The following is an 18,335-nucleotide window of genomic DNA, read 5'->3' as shown; positions in this document are numbered from 1 at the left end:
CCGGATAAGTCAAGATTTGGAACGATTCTAAATGTTGGCTGCCAACCGGATCGCTTCATCCAACCGATCATCACCCCAGTATAGTTCGTCGCTGACCAGAAAACTGGGCGCGCCAAACAGTCCCTTGGCCTGAGCGGTTTTGGTCTGCTTGATCAAAGCAGACTTGATCTCGGGGTCTTGGGTTCTGTCCAATAGGTCGTCAGGCAAACCGGTGGATTTCAGGCAATCAACCAGAACCGCATCGTCCGACACGTTCTGACCCCGTGCAAACTCCGCTGTATAGACCGCCCGAACGAAACGCGCTCTGTGGGACTGATCTTCAATAGACAGCGTGAGGCGCGCAGCCTTCAGGCCGTTTTGCGGAAACGGGTCCGGCTGCCGGAAGGAAAGGCCGCGTTGCGCCGTCAAACGCTCCATATCGCGCCACATATAACGTCCCTTGGCCGGGTAGATGTTAAACGGGGAATTGTTCCAGCCCTGCGCCGCGAAAATGGGCCCCAGAAGAAAGGGATGCCATTCTACGACGACGTCATTCTGTGCCGCAGCCTGTTCGATTCGCATGGCGCTGAGGTAGGAGTAGGTCGATGCGAATTCGAACCAGAACTGGATGCGGCGTTGCATTGGGTGGCCTCAGGTGATGGCTTCCAGCTTTTCCTTGCTAAGGTCGCCGGGCACAATTGTGATTGGAATCGGCAAGCTGCCCGAGTTTTTAGTCAGCTGCGTTACCAAAGGGCCAGGCCCTTTCTTTTCGATGCCAGCCCCCAGGACCAGAACGCCGATGTTCGGGTCTGACTGGACATGTTCGATGATCTGAGGGACAGGGTCGCCTTCGCGAATGGACAGTTCGGGGTCGATCCCTTGTTTGTCGCGCATCCATTTGGCGAAAACTTCGTAATGCGCATGAATGCGTTCGCGTGCCTCTTCGCGCATGGTTTCGGCAACACCGATCCAGTGATTGAACTCATCGGGTGGGATGACGGACAGGATCGTTACCCCTCCACCGGTATGGGCTGCACGCATTGCAGCGAAACGCATCGCGTTAAGGCATTCACGGCTGTCATCCAGAATGACTAGAAACTTACGCATGGGTGTCCTCGTGTATTTAGGGGGATCATGCCCGACCAAATGCGGGCTGGCAACACGGCGTATGACTACCGAGTGCCTGCCGCCCAGTCCCAATAAAGCTCGCGCGCGCGACGTGCAATCGGTCCGACCTGATATTGGGTGTCTTCTAATGCGGTGACCGGCGTTATCTTGTTCATGTTACCGGTCATAAACACCTCATCCGCCTTGTGAAAATCTTCAAAGCTGAGGACGGATTCGTGGACCGTCACGCCGTCATCGCGCAGGTTTTTGATATGTCGCGCTCGGGTGATTCCGGCCAGAAAAGTTCCATTGGGCGTAGGGGTGAATACCTCGCCGTCCCGGACCATGAAGATGTTTGCGGTGGCGGTTTCCGCCACATGACCCAAGGCATCCGCTACCAGCGCGTTCGAGAACCCCTTGGACTTGGCCTCTTTCAGCATTCGGGCGTTGTTGGGATACAGGCATCCGGCTTTGGCATTCACAACGGCTGATTCCAGAACCGGCCGGCGGAACCGCGTGGTGGTCAGCGTAACCGAAGCTGTCTCCGGTGCCATTGGTATCTCTTCCAGACAAATAGCAAATCCGGTGCTGTCCTGCTGAGGCACAATGGCCGTGGCGTCACCGTCAATGCCCCAATACATCGGCCGAATATAGACGGCGGAACCTTTGGCATAGCCATCCAGCCCTTCGCGGACGATTTCGACCATCTGTTCGGTCGTCACGGTTGGGGTCAGTAAAAGCGCCTCGGCCGAGCGGTTGACCCGTTCGCAATGGGCCACCAAATCCGGGGTCAGCCCGTCGAAGAATCGCGCGCCGTCAAACACCGAAGACCCCAGCCAAGCGCCATGGTCTGCCGCCCGCATGATCGGGGCGTCCCCGTTGTGCCACTGACCATCAAAATAGGTGCGGATATTTTTGCCGACTGCCATGACGCCCTCCTTTGCCCTTGGGGCAACCTAGGAAGGCGTCACAGGAAGGTCCAGCGCAATCAGCCTTGTTTTGCGCCAACCATACCCACGATGTCGTAGGTCTGTTGCAGGATCGGGGCCGCTATCGCCCGCGCCTTTTCCGCGCCGCGTGCGAGAATCCGGTCAATCTCGGCCTCTTCCCCCATCAGACGCGCCATCTCGGTTGAGATCGGCGACAGTTTGGCGACCGCCAACTCAGCGAGCATCGGTTTGAATTCACCGAATTGTTTGCCGCCGACGTCGGCCAGAACCTGTTCCGCCGTTTGATCGCTGAGCGCAGCATAGATGTTGACCAGATTGCGCGCCTCGGGACGTTCGGACAGACCGTCGGTTTCTGAAGGCAGGGCATCCGGGTCGGTCTTGGCCTTGCGGATCTTTTTGGCGATCTCGTCGGCATCGTCCGTCATGTTGATCCGGGTCATATCGGACGCGTCCGAAGATGACATCTTCCGCGAGCCGTCCCGCAGGTTCATCACGCGCGGCGCGGGTCCACCGATTACCGGCTCGGTCACCGGAAAGAATTCCACGCCATAATCATGGTTGAACTTGATCGCGATGTCGCGAGTCAGCTCCAGATGCTGTTTCTGGTCCTCGCCCACCGGCACATGTGTCGCGTGGTAGGTCAGGATGTCCGCCGCCATCAGCGCCGGATAGGCAAACAAACCCAGCGAGGCGTTCTGAGCATTCTTACCCGCCTTGTCCTTGAACTGTGTCATTCGCTGCATCCAACCCATGCGGGCGATACAATTGAAGATCCACGCCAGCTGCGTGTGCTCGGCCACCTGGCTTTGGTTGAATAGGATGGACTTTTCGGGGTCCAGACCGGCGGCGATGAAACCGGCGCAAACCTCGCGGGTCTTTTCGCGCAGACGGGCCGGGTCTTGCCAGACGGTGATCGCGTGCAGGTCGACCATGCAGTAGATGGTCTCGAAATCTTCGCCCTGCATATCCACAAAACGCTTGAGTGCACCCAGGTAGTTGCCAAGGTGCAGGTTTCCCGAAGGCTGGATGCCGGAAAACACGCGCGGCGTGAACTTGGTTTCGGTCATCGAAGGGAACTCCCGTCTGGAAAAATCAGCCCCCGTCGCTTACCCATGAGGTCAAGGGACGTCAACAGCCGCGAAAGGCCAGCCCAATGAGCAGTGAGCATTATACACCCGCCGTAAACCCTCTGCCGCCCGTTGTGGTGGCGTTGGTCCTGTTCATCATGGGGATCGAATTGGCGTTTACACTGGGTGCACGCGGTCTTGTGGGTGGGCCATCAGCGGTAGGTTGGCGGTTGGATGCCCTGCAGAGTTACACCTTTTCCCCGGATATTTTTCACTGGATGATCGAGAATGGCCGTTGGCCGTTTGAACATGTGATCCGTTTCGTGACCTATCCGTTCGTATCGGGCAGTTTTACCCAGGCGGTTTTTGTCAGCGTCTTCGTTCTGGCCATGGGAAAAATGGTGGCCGAAGTTTTCGGCGGTTTTCAGATGCTGATCATTTTCGTTTTGTCCGGTATCGGTGGCGCGTTGGCCTATGGGCTGTTGCTGAATCCCGCCTATCCGCTGGTCGGAGGGTTCCCGCCGGTTTACGGTCTGATCGGCGCGTTCACATGGCTGCTGTGGCGCAAGTTGTCACTGGTCGGCGAAAACCAGTCTCGGGCCTTCAGCCTGATCGCGGTTTTGATGGGCATCCAGCTGGTGTTCGGACTTTTGTTTGGCGGCACGTCCGATTGGGTTGCCGATCTGGGCGGGTTTGCCACCGGATTTGGTCTATCGTTTTTCCTGGCACCGGGCGGATGGGCGCGGATCGTGGGACGTATTCGCCGCGACTGATCAGGACCGACGCAGCGCTTTTCTGAATTCGGACAGTTCGAACGCTTTGAAGAGGTGACCGAGTAAGAAATAGGCGGCAGCTGCAACTATGATTAGGACAAGCAGCGCCAGATAACGCCATCCGGGTACTTGGAAGGTCCAACCAAAAATATGAAGGGCGGCGAAAAGCACAACGCCCATACCCAGCGATGCCGCGACGACGCGCCAGGTACGTCGTTTGAACCGGTCGTCAAACCGTGCTTCATCGCCGAAACGGCGCGCTCCAATCGCCAACAAGGCAACCATCGCCCAACCGGCAGCCGAAGCCGCGATCGCCGGTGCGATCCACCCCACCACTGGGTAAAGACCAAAGGCCAGTCCGGCATTGATCACCATCGCAACTACGGCATAGCGAAACGGAGAGCGGGTGTCTTCGCGCGCGAAGAACAAGGGCTGCAGCAGCTTTTGCAGCATGAAAGCGGGCAGGCCGACGCCATAGATAGCTACGGCCAAGGCAGTGGCTGCCGTGTCCTCGGGGCTGAATTGGCCTCGTTCGAACAGGACCGACACCAGAGGTATTGGAATGATCAGAAAGGCAACCGTGGACGGCAGGGTCAGCAGCAGTGTGAACTCTCCGGCGCGGGAATAGGCATTGCGCGCCCCGCCCTTGTCCCCGGCCCGTAAGCGGCGGGACAGATCTGGGAGCAGGACGATCCCCACCGCAATACCGACCACGCCCAATGGCAATTGATACAGCCGATCCGCTGCGAATAGCCAACTGACAGCCTTTTCGGTTTTGGACGCGACCAACTGGCCAACCACCAGATTGACCTGCGTGACGCCCATCGCCAAAGCGGCGGGCACTGCAATGCGAACCATGCGTCGCATTTCCGGGCTGAGCTTGGGCAGGCCGGGACGGATGCGAATACCTGCTCGTTCTGTCGCCACCCAAACCAGCGCCAGTTGCGCGACCCCTGCCAGCGGAATGACCGTGATCAGCCACCAGATTACGTCGCCGCCAGACAGCGCGCCTGCGATCAAAGCAGTACAGGCAAAGATATTGAGTAAGACAGGCGCGGCAGCGGCAGCCGCGAACCGACCGGTGGCATTCAGAACGCCGGAAAACAGCGCGGCCAGCGACATGAACAGGATATAGGGAAAAACGACGTAACCGTAGTCGACAGCCATGTCGAAGCGTTCATCGCCATAGAACCCTTCGGCGGTCAGCCAAACAAGTCCAGGCATGAATACCATCGCCAATCCAACCAGTGCCAAAACAGCCGCCGTCAGCAGGTTGAAGGCATCCTGAGCAAACCCTTCGGCGTCTTCTTCGCCCTCCAGTCGTTTCGAGAACATCGGTACAAAGGCGGCGTTGAAGGCACCTTCGGCAAAGAAACGACGAAACATGTTGGGCAGGCGGAAAGCGGCAACAAAGGCGTCCATCACCGGACCAGGCCCGATATAGGCGGTTAGCAGAATCTCCCGGAGAAATCCCAAAATTCGACTGGCCAGAGTCCAGAATCCGACCGTGAACAGGCCTGAAAACAACCGGATCTGTTTCATGAGATCGCGCGCTCCGCACCTTCAGTGATGGCTTTGCGCAGCTTGGTCTCAAGACCGCGTTGTTTGCTTTCGGAATGGTATTTCAGGCCGAACATGTCCTTGACGTAAAAGGTATCGACAACCTGTTCGCCATAGGTCGCGATCACGGCGTTGGCGATATAGACATTGGCCGCAGCCAGCGTTCTTGTCAGGTCATACAACAGGCCCGGGCGGTCGCGGGTATCAACCTCGATGATGGTGTAGATCTCGGACCCGTCATTATCGAAGATGATATGGGTCGGCACATTGAAGGCGCGTTCGCGTTTCTTGATCTTGTCGCGCGATTTCAGAGCGTCACGCGCCACGACTTCGCCCTTGAGCGTCTTTTGGATCATCTGTGTCAGTCGCGGTAATCGGCTGGCCTCAAAAGGGTGGCCCTCGGCATCCTGAATCCAGAACGCATCGGTGACGTACCCGTCCTTGGTGGTATAGCTACGGGCGTCGACCACGTTGGCCCCAACCAACGCAAGCGCCCCGGCGATGCGGGCGAAAATCCCCGGATGGTCTGCCATGGCAAAACACGCGCGGGTGGCGTCGCGATCGTCATCCGGATGCAGGTGAATTTCCATCGCGCCGGGGTCGCCGCTTTGTTCCAGAGCGCGTAGCATTTTCGCGAACTCAATATGTGTAGACAGGTTCAGGCCCTGCCAATAGGGCGCATAGTGTCGTCCTGTTTCGGCCTTCAGGTCAGCCTTCGACCAATCGTCAAGCGCCGAACGCAGCGCCTTTTTGGCTTCGGCGCCACGGTTGGCCCGGTTCAGGTCTTCCATACCGGTTTCAAGCGCCCGTTTGGTTTCAGCGTGCAAGGCGCGCAGCAGGGTGGCCTTCCAGTTGTTCCAGGTGTTGGGCCCAACGCCGCGAATGTCACACACGGTCAGAACCGTGAGCAGATCCAACCGTTTGACCGTCTTAACCGCCTTGGCAAAATCGCGCACTGTGCGCGGGTCCGAGATGTCGCGTTTCTGCGCCATGTCCGACATCAAAAGATGATATCGTACCAACCATTCCACGGTTTCAGAGTCTGATTTGTTCAGACCCAACCGTGGAGCAACCTTGCGCGCGATCTGAGCGCCCAGAATGGAATGGTCCTCGGGTCGCCCTTTGGCGATATCGTGCAGCAGCAACGCTACGTAGAGGACCTTGCGATTAACCCCGCGTTTCAGGATCGATGAGGCCAGCGGTAGTGACTCGACCAATTCACCGCGTTCAATCTGGGCCAGGTTGACGATGGTCTGGATCGTGTGCTCGTCCACTGTATAGCTGTGATACATGTTGAACTGCATCATCGCCACGATGTGTTCGAACTCTGGCAAAAACGCCGACAATACTCCCAATTCGTTCATGCGGCGCAGGGCGCGTTCCGGGTTGCCGTGTTTCAGCATGAGGTCCAGAAAAATGCGCTGCGCCTCTTTGTTTTGGCGCATGTCGTCGTCGATGAGGCTTAGGTTGGCTGTTACCAGCCGCATCGCATCCGGGTGGATCAGCATGCCAGTGCGAAGACCTTCCTCGAACAGACGCAGAAGGTTCAGCTTGTCGCACAGAAACTTCTTGGCGTCCGCTACATCCAAGCGACCGTGAACGACCTTGTACCCTGCTTTGACACGCGGTCGACGCCTAAAGATGCGTTCCAGTAGGGCGGCACCTTTCACGTGTGACGCTTCGAGTTTGGTCAGGAAGATCCGGGTCAGTTCACCAACGCGCGTTGCCTCGCGGAAATAGCGTTGCATGAACACTTCAACAGCCCGTCGCCCGGCCCTGTCTTCATAACCCATACGGTCGGCAACCTCGACCTGCAGGTCGAATGTCAGTTGTTCCGTCGCACGACCGGTCACCAGATGCAGATGTGAACGCACGGCCCACAGAAACTCTTCGGCCTCTACAAAGGTGTTGAATTCCTCGGGTTCAAACAGGCCCAGAGGGACCAGTTCAGCCACGTCCTGAACGCCATAGATGTACTTTGCAATCCAGTAGAGCGATTGAAGATCGCGCAACCCGCCTTTGCCCTCTTTGACATTGGGCTCGACCATGTAACGCTCACCCTGCTTGTGGTGGCGCTCGTCCCGTTCCTGCAGCTTGGCCTCGATGAATTGACGCTCGCTGCCCTTGAACAGCTCGGTTTTCAGACGGTCATCAAGTTCTTCGGCAAGGGCCGCGTCCCCAGCCAGATAGCGTTGCTCGAGCATGGCGGTGCGGATGGTGAAATCCTCGGTGCCCAGTCGCAGGCAATCCTTGATTGTTCGGGATGAATGGCCAACCTTCAGGCGTAGATCCCAAAGCATGTAGAGCATGGACTCGATGACGCTCTCGGCCCAGGCGGTGATCTTGTAGGGCGTCAAAAAAAGCAGATCGACGTCCGAAGCCGGGGCCATTTCGCCGCGGCCATATCCACCAACAGCAAGAACCGCAATCTTTTCGCCCTGCGTCGGGGTTGCCAGCGGATGTAGATAGGTGCTGGCCACTTGCATCGCTGTGCAGACCAACCCGTCGGTTAAATAGGTGTAGGATCGGGTCAAAGGTCTGGCGTCAAAGGGGCGTTTAGCGAAGGCATCCGCAATGGTCTTGCGCCCAGCCTTTTGGGCATCGCGCAGGATGCGCACGGTTTCATTCCGCCGCGCGGCATTGTCTTGAATATTTTCAAAGGCTTCCGACAGTTGCGCCAGGATGGCGGTACTGTCGAAAATTTCATCGGCCGGGCAGATCAGCTCACCCTTGGGGGTGAGCGTCAGCATCGGCTGATCAGAAACCGGCGCCAGAGAAGCTTTGAGGGGCGGAGTCAATCACTACTACCTGTTTGTTCTGGATCGTGGCAACGGCCAGACCGCGTTCATTCGTGCCGTCTGATCGCAGGCGGAAGATGCCGCCAACGCCCTGGAAACCGGCATTTTGTGTCAGGGCAGATGTGGTCAGCGCGTCGGATTTTCCCTGGCTCACCAAAGCCGCAATCGCTGCAATGCCATCATAGGCCAGACCGCTGATCGGGTGCGGAGCCTCACCATAGGTGCTGTTATACCGCTGACGGTACGCCTGCGCCTTTGCCGGGTCGGGCAGGGCGAACCAGCCCCCTTGAACACCCGGCAGTTCCAGCGTCTGTGCCGGTATGTCCCAGCGCGTCAGGCCGAGGAACTGGGTGGTAGCCGACGACACACCAGCTTCTGGCAACAGCTGCGAATACAGCGGCAGTGCGCCAGCTGTCGTTGCCGTCAGAAACACCGAATCCGCACCGGCAGCATCCACGGTTGCCTTGATCGTTGGAACCGAATTGATGACGCCTTGCTGAGACCGGTCATAGCCAACCGTACCCGCGTTCGCTACGCGGCTGCTGGCAAGCGCAGTTGCAATCGCTGATTGACCAAGCTGCCCGGCTGCATCGTTGCTGTGGACGATGACCATGCTGGTCTTGCCTTGTGAACCGGCAAAGTTGACCAAACGGTTCGCAGTGTTTTGAAAGGTCGGGCCCAGAACAAAGACGTTGCCACCTGCAATGCCGGTATTGTTCGAGAAGGACAGCACGTTGACCTTATTATTTAGTACGGAGAGACCTGCCGAGTTTGCTGCTTGCGCGTAAACCGGGCCAATGATTATCTTCGCCCCATCCGCGACGGCCTGTTGCGCCACTGTCGCGGCCGTGGTCGAGCTGCCGCGCGTGTCATAAACGCGCAGATCAATCTTAACATTCTGCAGATCAGCCATGGCCAGGCGCGCCGCGTTCTCAAGGCTCCGCGCTAGTTCGGCGTCGCCGGAATTTCCCGATCCCGCGGGAACCAAAAGTGCGACCGGAACGGGTTTGGACGTGTTGATTGACGGGCCTCCGCCAAGGCCGCCGGGCTCACATGCCGCGAGGAATGCGGCGGTTGCCAGGATCGCGGCGGATTTCGCCAGCTTGCGAACGGGCTTGCAAACGGTAAACATCTAAATGAAAACTCCCTGTCCCGGCGGCTTGGGGTGCCACCAAACTGTTATGCCGCGATAATAAACGTCACGCTGTGAGGGTCCAGCTTTGAATTTTCAAAATGTAAGATTGGGCGCGGGCCTGTATTTTGTTGCCACTCCGATCGGTGCGGCGCGCGATATCACGCTCAGAGCGCTGGATGTGCTGGCCTCGGCTGACGTCATTGCTGCCGAAGACACGCGCAGCTTGCGCCGGTTGATGGAGATTCACGGCGTACCGCTGGATGGGCGGCGAATCCTAGCCTATCACGATCACAGCGGCGTAGGCGCGCGCGGCAAAATCCTTGATGCTTTGCTGGACGGGAAGTCTGTCGCTTATGCATCTGAGGCCGGAATGCCGCTGATTGCCGATCCGGGATACGATTTGGGGAAGCAGGCCGCCGAAGCGGGTCATAAGGTGACCTGCGCACCGGGACCGTCAGCGGCGCTAATGGCGCTGACACTGGCCGGGCTGCCGACAGATGCATTCTTTTTTGCGGGCTTCTTGCCGAACGCGACCGGCGCGCGCCGGTCGCGGATCGAGGCATTGCGGGACGTGCCGGGCACACTGGTGTTTTACGAATCTCCGAAACGCGTAGCGGCGTGTTTGTCGGATCTTGCAACCGTGCTAGGCAATGACCGTCAGGCCGCAATGTGCCGCGAACTGACAAAGAAATTCGAAGAGGTTCGTCGCGGGACGTTGGAAGAACTGGCGGCCAACCTGCATGGGCAGACAGTCAAAGGTGAAATTGTTCTGCTCGTGGACCGCGGACATTCAGAAACTGTTAACGAATCCGACGTAGAAGAGGCGTTGAAACGAGCCTTGGAAACCCATTCAGTTCGCGACGCGGCCGATCTGGTATCAGAGATGTACAAGCTGCCGCGCCGCCCGATCTATCAGAAGGCTCTGAAATTGGGAAAGGGATGACATGGCTGCACGATCCGTTCGAAGTTCGGTGTCCTATCATGCCGGGCAGGCGGCGGAGCAGCAGGTTGCGTCAAATTATGAACAACGCGGCTATTTCATCCTGAATCGCCGCTGGCGCGGCGCCGGTGGGGAGATCGATCTTATTGCGCGCGACGCTCACGGGATTGTCTTTGTCGAAGTGAAAAAAAGTGTCAGTTTCGATGCCGCTGCCGCCCGGATCAATCGGCGCCAAATGGATAGGATCTGCGCATCGGCGGCCCAATTCCTGGAAACCGAACCAAACGGGCAATTGACCAATGTGCGGTTTGACGCGGCTTTGGTGGATGCCTCGGGCGCCGTTCAAATTATCGAAAACGCCTTCGGTTTAGCCTGATCCCCATTGAACCCCCGACGTGGCTGGGCCATGTATCTGGCGTGAAACTGAGGGACACGCCATGAAAATCGCCTTTCAGATGGACCCAATCGGGGCCGTGGATATCAATGCCGACAGCTCATTCCGTCTGGCCGAAGAGGCGCAGGCGCGCGGACATACGCTGTTTTTCTACAGCCCGGATCAGCTGGCCTATCAAGAGGGGCGGATCACCGCGCGCGGTCAGGACATGAAAGTTCAACGGGTGGCGGGCAATCCGGCGGAACTTGGCCCCGAACGTGAAGTGGACCTGGCAGAGTTCGACGTGATCTGGCTGCGTCAGGACCCGCCGTTTGACATGCATTACATCACATCGACCCACTTGCTGGACCGTCTAAAGGGGCAAGTTTTGGTTGTGAATGATCCGTTCTGGGTGCGGAACTACCCCGAAAAACTACTGGTTCTGGATTTCCCGAATCTGACGCCGCCCACAACGATTGCGCGGGATCTGCAGGCCATAAAGGCGTTCAAGGAAAAGCACGGCGACGTCATCCTCAAACCGCTTTATGGCAATGGCGGTGCCGGAGTTTTCCGGTTGGACGCGAATGATCGCAACCTGACCTCTTTGCATGAGCTGTTCACCGGGTTCTCGCGCGAGCCTTTGATTGTTCAGAAATTCCTGCCGGATGTCAGCAATGGCGACAAACGTGTGATTCTGGTTGATGGTGAAGCCGTAGGTGCGATCAACCGCGTACCGGCCGCGGGCGAAACACGTTCGAACATGCATGTAGGCGGTCGTCCCGAAAAGATTGGCCTGTCCGAGCGCGACCTGGAAATTTGTGCCGCGATCGGACCGCTGCTGAAGGAAAAAGGCCAGATATTTGTCGGCATCGACGTGATCGGCGATTACCTGACGGAAATCAATGTGACCTCGCCAACAGGCATTCAAGAGCTAGAGCGGTTCAACGGCGTGAACGTCGCCGAAAAAATTTGGCAGGCGATTGAAGCCAAGCTTTAAGATGCCGCCTTGGCGCTGATACGAAAGCTCAGCGCCTCGGCGATATGAGGGCGCCGGACATCCGGCGCCCCGTCCAGATCAGCGATAGTACGCGCTACGCGCAGGATGCGGTGAAAGGCGCGGGCAGACAGGCCAAATCGCTCGGCTGCCTTCAGCAACAGGTCTTTGCCTTCAGCATCCGGGGCAGCGATTTCATCCAGCAATTTACCCTCGACATCGGCGTTCTGACGGGTGGACGGTGTATCGCAAAACCGCTCTGCCTGAATCGACCGGGCTTGTTCGACGCGCGCGGCAACGGTGGCGGAACTGTCACCCGAGGGTGGTAGGTCCAGATCGGTGAATCTGACCGGGGGCACCTCAATCCGCAAATCAAACCGGTCCATCAACGGCCCGGAGATTCGGCTCAGGTAATCCTCTCCGCAAACAGGTGCGCGGGAACAAGCGCGCCCGGGATCGGTGAGGTAGCCGCATTTGCAAGGGTTGGCCGCCGCGACCAGCATGAACCGGCAGGGGTATTTCACATGGGCATTTGCACGCGCGACAATGACCTCTCCAGTTTCAATAGGCTGGCGTAGTGTCTCTAGAACCGTGCGTGGGAATTCCGGGAGCTCGTCCATGAACAGAACGCCGTTGTGGGCCAGTGAAATCTCGCCCGGCTTTGCCCCCCTGCCGCCACCAACGATCGCAGCCATGGACGCCGTGTGATGAGGTTCGCGAAACGGGCGGCTGCGGCTGATCCCACCTTCGTCCAATAGCCCGCACAACGACTGAATCATCGAAGTTTCTAACGCCTCGGTCGGTGTCAGCGGCGGTAAAATCCCGGGCAGGCGTGCAGCCAGCATGGATTTGCCGGAACCGGGTGTGCCGGTCATGATCAGATGGTGCCGACCTGCTGCGGCGATTTCCAGGGCGCGCTTTGCACGTTCTTGCCCTTTGACGTCGCGCAGGTCACGCGCGCTGGGCTCAAGTGTGACTTCGCCGGGCTGTGCGGCGGATAGCGGAGACTGGCCAGAGAAATGCCGCACCACGTCCCCAAGCGACCCAGCGCCGATCACCTGTGTTGCATCAACCCAAGCAGCCTCGGCACTAGAGGCACGGGGGCAGAGCAGGGCCCGATCCTCAGCCGCCGCAGTCATTGCCGCGGGCAGGGCACCGACCACAGGCACCAGTGAGCCATCCAAAGATAGCTCGCCTAGCGAAACCGCACCTTCGGCGGCGTCCCGCGGAATGATCTCTAAAGCAGACAGCAAGGCAACTGCGATGGGCAAGTCGAAATGGCTGCCCTCTTTGGGTAGGTCGGCAGGCGACAGGTTGATGGTGATCCGTTTTGACGGCAACGCGATCGCCATCGAGCTCAGCGCGCTGCGGACGCGGTCCCGCGCTTCGGACACGGCTTTGTCGGGCAGCCCGACGATGGAAAATGCGGGCAGGCCCGGTGAGACGGCGCACTGCACCTCGACCGGGCGGGCATCGACCCCTTGAAAAGCAACAGTGTGGGCGCGGGCAATCATGAATGACCTTTTTGGTTAACAGGTCGTTGCTGCCACGGCCGCGGTTTAAGAATCGTTAACGGCGCGGGTCATCTCGGTGAATTTTGGCCAGGCACCGGGATCAGCGACTGTTTTGTCACGGCAGAACTGGTTGCAGAACCCCCAACGCTGGCCGTTCAGTTCAAGAACTGCGGTGATCGCTTTGCCGGAATAGGGGCAGGCGTCGTTGATTGACATATTTCCGTTCACGGCTTTTGCCTGCAAAGAACCGGCAATTGGCCAAGGTTCCGATGGCAGATCCACGGGGTATGGAAAAGGGTCGTAGTTGACCGTCAGCCCCATCGCACGCCACTGGCGGACAGAAACATCCGACAGCAAATCAAGGCAGTATTTGCGATTGACCTCAGCGACCGGCAAGCCATAGCCAATAATCCGTGCCGCGACCGGCGTATAGAACACGTCCGCAAGGGAATAGTGGCCGAATATAGGACCGGAGTCCGCGCCTGACACATCACGGGCATGGGCCCACAAGGTCTCGATCCTTGCAAGATCGGTGCGTGTTTCGGTCGACGGAGCGAACCCCTGCCAGCACTGTTTGAGCTGCATTGGACACTGCCTGCGCAACGCGCCAAACCCGGCTACCATTTCGGTGCAAAGCCACCGCGCAGTGGCGCGCGCGGCGGGGTCTTTGGGCCAAAGCCCCGTTTCGGGATGTAACTCGGCAAGGGTTTCCGCCATCGCCAGGCTTTCCCCAACCACGGTGCCGTCGGGCAATCGCAGGGCCGGGACAAGGCGGGCCGGCGCGAGGGGTTTCATATCCTCGGCCATGGTGCCGGAGTAGAGGCCGATCATGTGGGAACGATAGGGCAGGCCGAACTTTTCCAGCATCAACCACCCGCGCATGGACCAGCTGGAAAACAGGCGGTCTCCGATAAACAAATCATAAGTCATGCGGCTAGGATGGCGTGGCCGATCCATTCCGTAAATCAGTGATTTGTGCGCGGTTGCATCACGGAAGATGATTGATCCGTCCGACAGACCAGCGATCGCCGAGATGCGTGATTTCGGTAACCGAAAGGTTGTCGATGCGATGGCCAAAAGCCTCTTGCGCGTCAACGTCGAGCGCCCTTTGGACCTGGGTTAGGATCACGCCAAAATGCGCCACGACCACCAGATCGCATCCTGTGTGTTGTTGGATCAATTGGTCAACAGCTGCGTCGACGCGTTCGCGGACCTCGTTCCAGCTTTCCCCGTTTGGAGGGCGCACATCGCCGGGGTTGTCCCAATATGCAAAGGCAAGTTCGGGGTCTTCAGCCTCAATCTCTTTGAAGGCGCGCAGCTCCCAAGTGCCGAAATTGATTTCGCGCAGCGCAGACTGATGTTGCAGCCGCCGCCGAGTGCCTTGAATGGCCGATGCAGTATCCGCGGCGCGGCTCAGGTCAGAGGAAACAAAGATAGCGTCCGCAGGCAGGTGGTCATGCAACCGGGCAACGGCGGCGCGATCGCTGAGGTCAGCAGGCAGGTCGGACCAGCCAACCATCGTTTTGGCGTGGGTCGGGCCGTGACGCACGAGATGCAGACGTGTCAATCCAGTCGCCCCTTCAATACCAACGGCAGGCCAGCCGTGACTTGCACCACCAGATCGGCTTCGGCGGCCAATGCGATGTTCAGCCGTCCCTGCGCTTCGCGAAACCGGCGGGACAGCGCGTTGTCAGGGACGATCCCGTGTCCAACCTCGTTCGAGACGATGACGACCTGTGAGGAACACAAGCGTAGGGACTGCAAAAGCGCGCTTTGCGCCTGCTCCAGATCGTTTTCTGCAAGCAAGTGGTTGGTCAGCCACATGGTGGCGCAGTCGATCAGACAAACAGAGTTCGGGGGCAAATCCGCCAATGTCGGGCCAAGGTCAAACGGTGCCTCGATTGTCTTCCAGCCTTCGCCCCGTTGGGAAACATGGCGCTGAACCTTACCTCGCATCTCATCATCAAACACTTGTGATGTCGCCAGGTAAACTCTCTTTTTTCCTGAAGAAACAACAAGATGTTCGGCAAAAGCCGACTTGCCCGAGGCCGCGCCGCCCAACACAAAGGTTAAATCCGGACTCACGATAATTACCTTCCATGTGATCCACCCGGTTTTGTTTTGCGTATCGTTCATAGGTCGGCAAAGCAACCCCGGCCCGCGCCTGTGAAAAGGGGAGATTTCAATGGCACTGGACAATGCGAACGACTTCTCGATGTCCCGGAGGGCAATGAAAGCCGAACTTCTGGATGCGGAAACCGAATTGAAGTTGGCATATGCGTGGCGGGACGACCGCGATGAACAGGCCCTTCACCGATTGATCACCGCCTATATGCGGCTGGCCATTTCGATGGCGGCCAAGTTCAAACGCTATGGGGCGCCGATGAATGATCTGATCCAGGAGGCTGGGTTAGGATTGATGAAAGCTGCCGACAAGTTCGACCCCGACCGGGGCGTGCGGTTTTCGACCTATGCGGTCTGGTGGATCAAGGCGAGCATTCAGGACTACGTGATGCGCAACTGGTCAATGGTTCGCACCGGGTCCACGTCTTCGCAAAAATCCCTGTTCTTCAACATGCGACGTGTGCAGGCCCGGCTAGAGCGTGAGGCCGCGTCCGATGGCATGGATCTGGACCGGCATCAGCTGCATCAGATGATCGCAGCAGAGATCGGCGTGCCGCTGCGGGACGTGGAAATGATGGAAGGTCGTTTGTCCGGCTCCGATTTTTCGTTGAATGCCGTTCAATCGGCAGATGAAGACGGCCGGGAATGGATCGACGCGCTTGAGGATGAGCGTGAACAAGCCGCTGAAGCTGTCGAAAACAGTCACGATACCCAGCAATTGCGTGAATGGCTGGTGACGGCAATGCAGGCATTGAATGATCGTGAGCGGTTCATTGTCCGCGAACGAAAGTTGCGCGAACCTGCCCGAACGTTGGAAAGCCTTGGGCAGGAACTTAGCCTATCCAAAGAACGCGTGCGTCAGCTTGAGGCTGCGGCTTTTGTGAAAATGCGCAAGAACCTTGAAGCCCAATCGCGTGAGGTGCAACACTTCATCGCATGAAACATCTTGCGATTCTGCTTTGTGCACTGGTGGTTATGGCCAACCCTGGCCATGCCGATGAGCTGATGCCCGACGACGTTGTGTCTGCGATGACGTCTGCGGACGTCGTCATATTAGGCGAAATTCACGACAACCCGCAGCACCACATCATTCAGGCCGAAGCGTTGAAGGTCATCAATCCCTCGGCGGTTGTCTGGGAAATGGTGACTGAAGAAGGTGCTCAGAGATTGGCGGACAAGGCCATTTCCGATCCGGAAGAGCTTGCCAGAATTCTGAAGTGGCTCGAATCCGGCTGGCCGCCGCTTAGCATGTACTACCCGGTCTTTCAGGCCTCAGACGCGCCGGTTTACGGTGCCATGGTTCCGCGCGCGGCGGCGCGCGCGGCTATGGAACGCGGCGCTGCGACGGCCCTAGGCGCAGATGCCGCGCGATATGGTCTGACCGTCCCCTTGCCACCGGATGAGCAGGCGGCGCGCGAAGCCGATCAGCTGGCCGCCCACTGCAATGCGATACCCGAGACCGCCTTGCCGCAATTGGTCGCAATCCAACGGTTGCGGGATGCGGTTCTGACAAGGGCCATATTGCGCGCTGTGGATGATACCGGTGGACCGGTTGCGGTGATCACTGGCAATGGTCATGCCCGTAAGGACAGAGGGATTCCAACCTTTCTGTCCCGGCTACGCCCCGGTTTGAAAGTTTTCGTGCTGGGTCAGTCCGAGGATGGCGTCATTGACGGTGAGTTCGACGCTGTGATCGACAGCCCCGGCATCGAACGTGAAGACCCTTGTCTGGCGTTTGAGACACAGAATTAACCGCTGGAACTGTCCGTTGGCCTTGCCTAATGTCGGGCCGACCGGGACGGGAAGGGCAAAATATGCTGGCATCGAAACGCATTCTTCTAATCATCGGCGCTGGAATCGCGGCCTACAAGTCGCTGGATCTGATCCGGCGGCTGAAAGAACGTGGTGCCTCTGTGACACCGGTTCTGACCGGCGCGGCAGAAGAGTTTGTGACCCCGCTGTCGGTCTCGGCGCTGGCCGGCGAGAAGGTTTATCGCGATCTGTTCGACCTGACGGATGAGGCCGAGATGGGCCATATTCAGCTGTCGAGGTCCGCCGATCTGATCGTGGTCGCACCGGCAACGGCGGACATGATGGGAAAGATGGCGGCTGGGCTAGCCAACGATCTGGCCTCGACCCTGCTGATGGCGACAGATACCCCGGTTTTGTGCGCACCGGCGATGAATGTCCGCATGTGGGATCATCCGTCAACACATCGCAACATCAAGCAACTGCAGGCAGATGGTATCCGGTTCGTTGGCCCAAATGAGGGTGACATGGCTTGTGGAGAGTACGGCCCAGGTCGAATGTCGGAGCCTCTTGAGATTGTGGCCGCGGTCGAGGCGCAACTTGGCAACGGTCCGCTGAAGGGCAAGCGCATTCTGGTCACCTCCGGCCCGACACATGAACCGATCGACCCCGTGCGCTACATCGCCAACCGGTCCTCGGGCGCGCAGGGCACCGCGGTGGCACGGGCGTTGTCTGCGCTGGGCGCTGATGTGGTTTTTGTTACCGGCCCTGCCGATGTTTCGCCGCCCGAAGGGGTGCAGGTTATCCTCGTGGAAACCGCGCAGCAGATGTCTGACGCGGTCGACGCTGCACTGCCGATAGATGCGGGTGTGTTTGCTGCTGCGGTTGCGGATTGGCGCATGGCGGCGCCTTTAGACAAGAAGCTGAAGAAAAGCCGCGATGGTCTTCCGGTGCTGGAGTTTGCTGAGAACCCCGACATCCTCAAACGCGTGTCCAGGCTGGATGCGGGGCGGCCGACCTTGGTGGTTGGCTTTGCCGCAGAAACTGACAACGTGCTTGAACACGCCACTGCGAAACGCGCGCGCAAGGGCTGTGACTGGATCGTCGCCAATGATGTCAGCCCTGCGACGGGCATCATGGGGGGATCGGAAAACGCGGTCACCCTGATCTCGGACGAAGGGGCCGAAGAATGGCCGCGCATGGACAAGGATGCAGTGGCGCAACGTCTGGCGCAAAAGATCGCCGACGCTCTGACAAGCTGAACAAGAGGTG

Annotated in this window: 18 protein-coding genes; 7 read left to right on the top strand and 11 right to left on the bottom strand. The window is 58.5% G+C overall.

The features are described 5' to 3' along the window. Nucleotides 1-27: 27 nt before the first annotated feature. The 4 genes from DK510_RS15665 to trpS all read right to left on the bottom strand — a co-directional run bounded on the left by DK510_RS15665 (nt 28) and on the right by trpS (nt 3,103). Nucleotides 28-621: a 2-hydroxychromene-2-carboxylate isomerase gene (locus DK510_RS15665; protein WP_109312877.1), complete on the bottom strand. Its 594-nt coding sequence runs from the start codon at nt 619-621 to the stop codon at nt 28-30. Nucleotides 622-630: 9 nt separating this feature from the next. Continuing rightward, nucleotides 631-1,086, bottom strand: coding sequence for a universal stress protein (locus DK510_RS15660; protein WP_109312876.1), 456 nt, complete (start codon nt 1,084-1,086; stop codon nt 631-633). 65 nt (nt 1,087-1,151) lie between these two features. Next, nucleotides 1,152-2,015 (bottom strand): branched-chain amino acid aminotransferase, encoded by an 864-nt coding sequence (locus DK510_RS15655; protein WP_109312875.1) that lies wholly within the window; start codon nt 2,013-2,015, stop codon nt 1,152-1,154. Between the two features lie 59 nt (nt 2,016-2,074). After that, the gene (trpS, locus tag DK510_RS15650; RefSeq protein ID WP_109312874.1) at nt 2,075-3,103 is read right to left on the bottom strand and encodes a tryptophan--tRNA ligase; all 1,029 of its coding nucleotides are present in this window, start codon (nt 3,101-3,103) and stop codon (nt 2,075-2,077) included. 86 nt (nt 3,104-3,189) lie between these two features. On the opposite strand from trpS, the gene DK510_RS15645 reads away from it, so the two are divergent. Further along, the gene (locus DK510_RS15645; RefSeq protein WP_109312873.1) at nt 3,190-3,876 is read left to right on the top strand and encodes a rhomboid family intramembrane serine protease; all 687 of its coding nucleotides are present in this window, start codon (nt 3,190-3,192) and stop codon (nt 3,874-3,876) included. Here DK510_RS15645 and murJ read toward each other — a convergent pair whose 3' ends face one another. From murJ to DK510_RS15630, 3 genes are read right to left on the bottom strand one after another with little or no spacing between them, the layout of a single operon-like run. Then, a complete protein-coding gene (murJ, locus tag DK510_RS15640; RefSeq protein ID WP_109312872.1) occupies nt 3,877-5,418 on the bottom strand; it encodes a murein biosynthesis integral membrane protein MurJ in 1,542 nt (513 codons plus the stop codon). Then, nucleotides 5,415-8,186: a [protein-PII] uridylyltransferase gene (locus tag DK510_RS15635; RefSeq protein WP_200833251.1), complete on the bottom strand. Its 2,772-nt coding sequence runs from the start codon at nt 8,184-8,186 to the stop codon at nt 5,415-5,417. Before DK510_RS15635 ends, murJ begins: the two co-directional genes overlap by 4 nt. A 7-nt stretch (nt 8,187-8,193) precedes the next feature. Then, nucleotides 8,194-9,366 carry a penicillin-binding protein activator gene (locus DK510_RS15630; protein WP_109312870.1) on the bottom strand — a complete coding sequence of 391 codons (1,173 nt, stop codon included), beginning with the start codon at nt 9,364-9,366 and terminating at the stop codon, nt 8,194-8,196. 88 nt (nt 9,367-9,454) lie between these two features. Here DK510_RS15630 and rsmI point away from each other — a divergent pair, with 88 nt between their 5' ends. From rsmI to gshB, 3 genes are all read left to right on the top strand, one after another. Next, entirely contained in the window at nt 9,455-10,312 is an 858-nt protein-coding gene (gene rsmI / locus DK510_RS15625) for a 16S rRNA (cytidine(1402)-2'-O)-methyltransferase (protein WP_109312869.1), read from the top strand. Between the two features lies 1 nt (nt 10,313). Next, a complete protein-coding gene (locus tag DK510_RS15620) occupies nt 10,314-10,685 on the top strand; it encodes a YraN family protein (RefSeq protein ID WP_058273496.1) in 372 nt (123 codons plus the stop codon). 61 nt (nt 10,686-10,746) lie between these two features. Then, nucleotides 10,747-11,679: a glutathione synthase gene (gene gshB / locus DK510_RS15615; RefSeq protein ID WP_109312868.1), complete on the top strand. Its 933-nt coding sequence runs from the start codon at nt 10,747-10,749 to the stop codon at nt 11,677-11,679. On the opposite strand, the gene DK510_RS15610 is transcribed toward gshB, so the two are convergent. The 4 genes from DK510_RS15610 to cobU are packed head-to-tail and all read right to left on the bottom strand — an operon-like array spanning nt 11,676 to nt 15,275. Continuing rightward, nucleotides 11,676-13,190, bottom strand: coding sequence for a YifB family Mg chelatase-like AAA ATPase (locus tag DK510_RS15610; RefSeq protein WP_109312867.1), 1,515 nt, complete (start codon nt 13,188-13,190; stop codon nt 11,676-11,678). The two genes, gshB and DK510_RS15610, sit on opposite strands and share 4 nt — an antisense overlap. Before the next feature lie 45 nt (nt 13,191-13,235). Beyond that, nucleotides 13,236-14,120 carry a glutathione S-transferase gene (locus DK510_RS15605; protein ID WP_109312866.1) on the bottom strand — a complete coding sequence of 295 codons (885 nt, stop codon included), beginning with the start codon at nt 14,118-14,120 and terminating at the stop codon, nt 13,236-13,238. Between the two features lie 58 nt (nt 14,121-14,178). Then, nucleotides 14,179-14,757: a histidine phosphatase family protein gene (locus DK510_RS15600; RefSeq protein ID WP_109312865.1), complete on the bottom strand. Its 579-nt coding sequence runs from the start codon at nt 14,755-14,757 to the stop codon at nt 14,179-14,181. Continuing rightward, the gene (cobU, locus tag DK510_RS15595) at nt 14,754-15,275 is read right to left on the bottom strand and encodes a bifunctional adenosylcobinamide kinase/adenosylcobinamide-phosphate guanylyltransferase (protein ID WP_109313000.1); all 522 of its coding nucleotides are present in this window, start codon (nt 15,273-15,275) and stop codon (nt 14,754-14,756) included. Before cobU ends, DK510_RS15600 begins: the two co-directional genes overlap by 4 nt. 100 nt (nt 15,276-15,375) lie before the next feature. Between cobU and DK510_RS15590 the strand changes: the two genes are divergently transcribed. The 3 genes from DK510_RS15590 to coaBC all read left to right on the top strand — a co-directional run bounded on the left by DK510_RS15590 (nt 15,376) and on the right by coaBC (nt 18,325). Then, nucleotides 15,376-16,254 carry an RNA polymerase factor sigma-32 gene (locus DK510_RS15590; RefSeq protein ID WP_058273490.1) on the top strand — a complete coding sequence of 293 codons (879 nt, stop codon included), beginning with the start codon at nt 15,376-15,378 and terminating at the stop codon, nt 16,252-16,254. After that, nucleotides 16,251-17,066 (top strand): ChaN family lipoprotein, encoded by an 816-nt coding sequence (locus DK510_RS15585; protein WP_109312864.1) that lies wholly within the window; start codon nt 16,251-16,253, stop codon nt 17,064-17,066. Before DK510_RS15590 ends, DK510_RS15585 begins: the two co-directional genes overlap by 4 nt. Nucleotides 17,067-17,128: 62 nt before the next feature. Then, nucleotides 17,129-18,325, top strand: a complete 1,197-nt coding sequence (coaBC, locus tag DK510_RS15580; protein ID WP_109312863.1) for a bifunctional phosphopantothenoylcysteine decarboxylase/phosphopantothenate--cysteine ligase CoaBC — start codon at nt 17,129-17,131, stop codon at nt 18,323-18,325. The last annotated feature ends 10 nt before the right edge of the window (nt 18,326-18,335 follow it).

The organism is Ruegeria sp. AU67, assembly GCF_900312795.1.
GTDB classification, from domain to species: Bacteria; Pseudomonadota; Alphaproteobacteria; order Rhodobacterales; family Rhodobacteraceae; genus Ruegeria; species Ruegeria atlantica.
The sequence above is the reverse complement of the archived record's forward strand: the minus strand, read 5'-3'. Positions and strand labels throughout refer to the sequence as shown.

Coding starts and splice junctions, on each gene's coding strand:
- DK510_RS15605 (WP_109312866.1), bottom strand. CDS start 14,120: ATGACTTATGATTTGTTTATCGGAGACCGCCTGTTTTCCAGCTGGTCC.
- gshB (WP_109312868.1), top strand. CDS start 10,747: ATGAAAATCGCCTTTCAGATGGACCCAATCGGGGCCGTGGATATCAAT.
- DK510_RS15635 (WP_200833251.1), bottom strand. CDS start 8,186: ATGCTGACGCTCACCCCCAAGGGTGAGCTGATCTGCCCGGCCGATGAA.
- trpS (WP_109312874.1), bottom strand. CDS start 3,103: ATGACCGAAACCAAGTTCACGCCGCGCGTGTTTTCCGGCATCCAGCCT.
- DK510_RS15630 (WP_109312870.1), bottom strand. CDS start 9,366: ATGTTTACCGTTTGCAAGCCCGTTCGCAAGCTGGCGAAATCCGCCGCG.
- DK510_RS15645 (WP_109312873.1), top strand. CDS start 3,190: ATGAGCAGTGAGCATTATACACCCGCCGTAAACCCTCTGCCGCCCGTT.
- DK510_RS15655 (WP_109312875.1), bottom strand. CDS start 2,015: ATGGCAGTCGGCAAAAATATCCGCACCTATTTTGATGGTCAGTGGCAC.
- DK510_RS15660 (WP_109312876.1), bottom strand. CDS start 1,086: ATGCGTAAGTTTCTAGTCATTCTGGATGACAGCCGTGAATGCCTTAAC.
- coaBC (WP_109312863.1), top strand. CDS start 17,129: ATGCTGGCATCGAAACGCATTCTTCTAATCATCGGCGCTGGAATCGCG.
- DK510_RS15590 (WP_058273490.1), top strand. CDS start 15,376: ATGGCACTGGACAATGCGAACGACTTCTCGATGTCCCGGAGGGCAATG.
- murJ (WP_109312872.1), bottom strand. CDS start 5,418: ATGAAACAGATCCGGTTGTTTTCAGGCCTGTTCACGGTCGGATTCTGG.
- DK510_RS15585 (WP_109312864.1), top strand. CDS start 16,251: ATGAAACATCTTGCGATTCTGCTTTGTGCACTGGTGGTTATGGCCAAC.
- DK510_RS15665 (WP_109312877.1), bottom strand. CDS start 621: ATGCAACGCCGCATCCAGTTCTGGTTCGAATTCGCATCGACCTACTCC.
- DK510_RS15620 (WP_058273496.1), top strand. CDS start 10,314: ATGGCTGCACGATCCGTTCGAAGTTCGGTGTCCTATCATGCCGGGCAG.
- DK510_RS15610 (WP_109312867.1), bottom strand. CDS start 13,190: ATGATTGCCCGCGCCCACACTGTTGCTTTTCAAGGGGTCGATGCCCGC.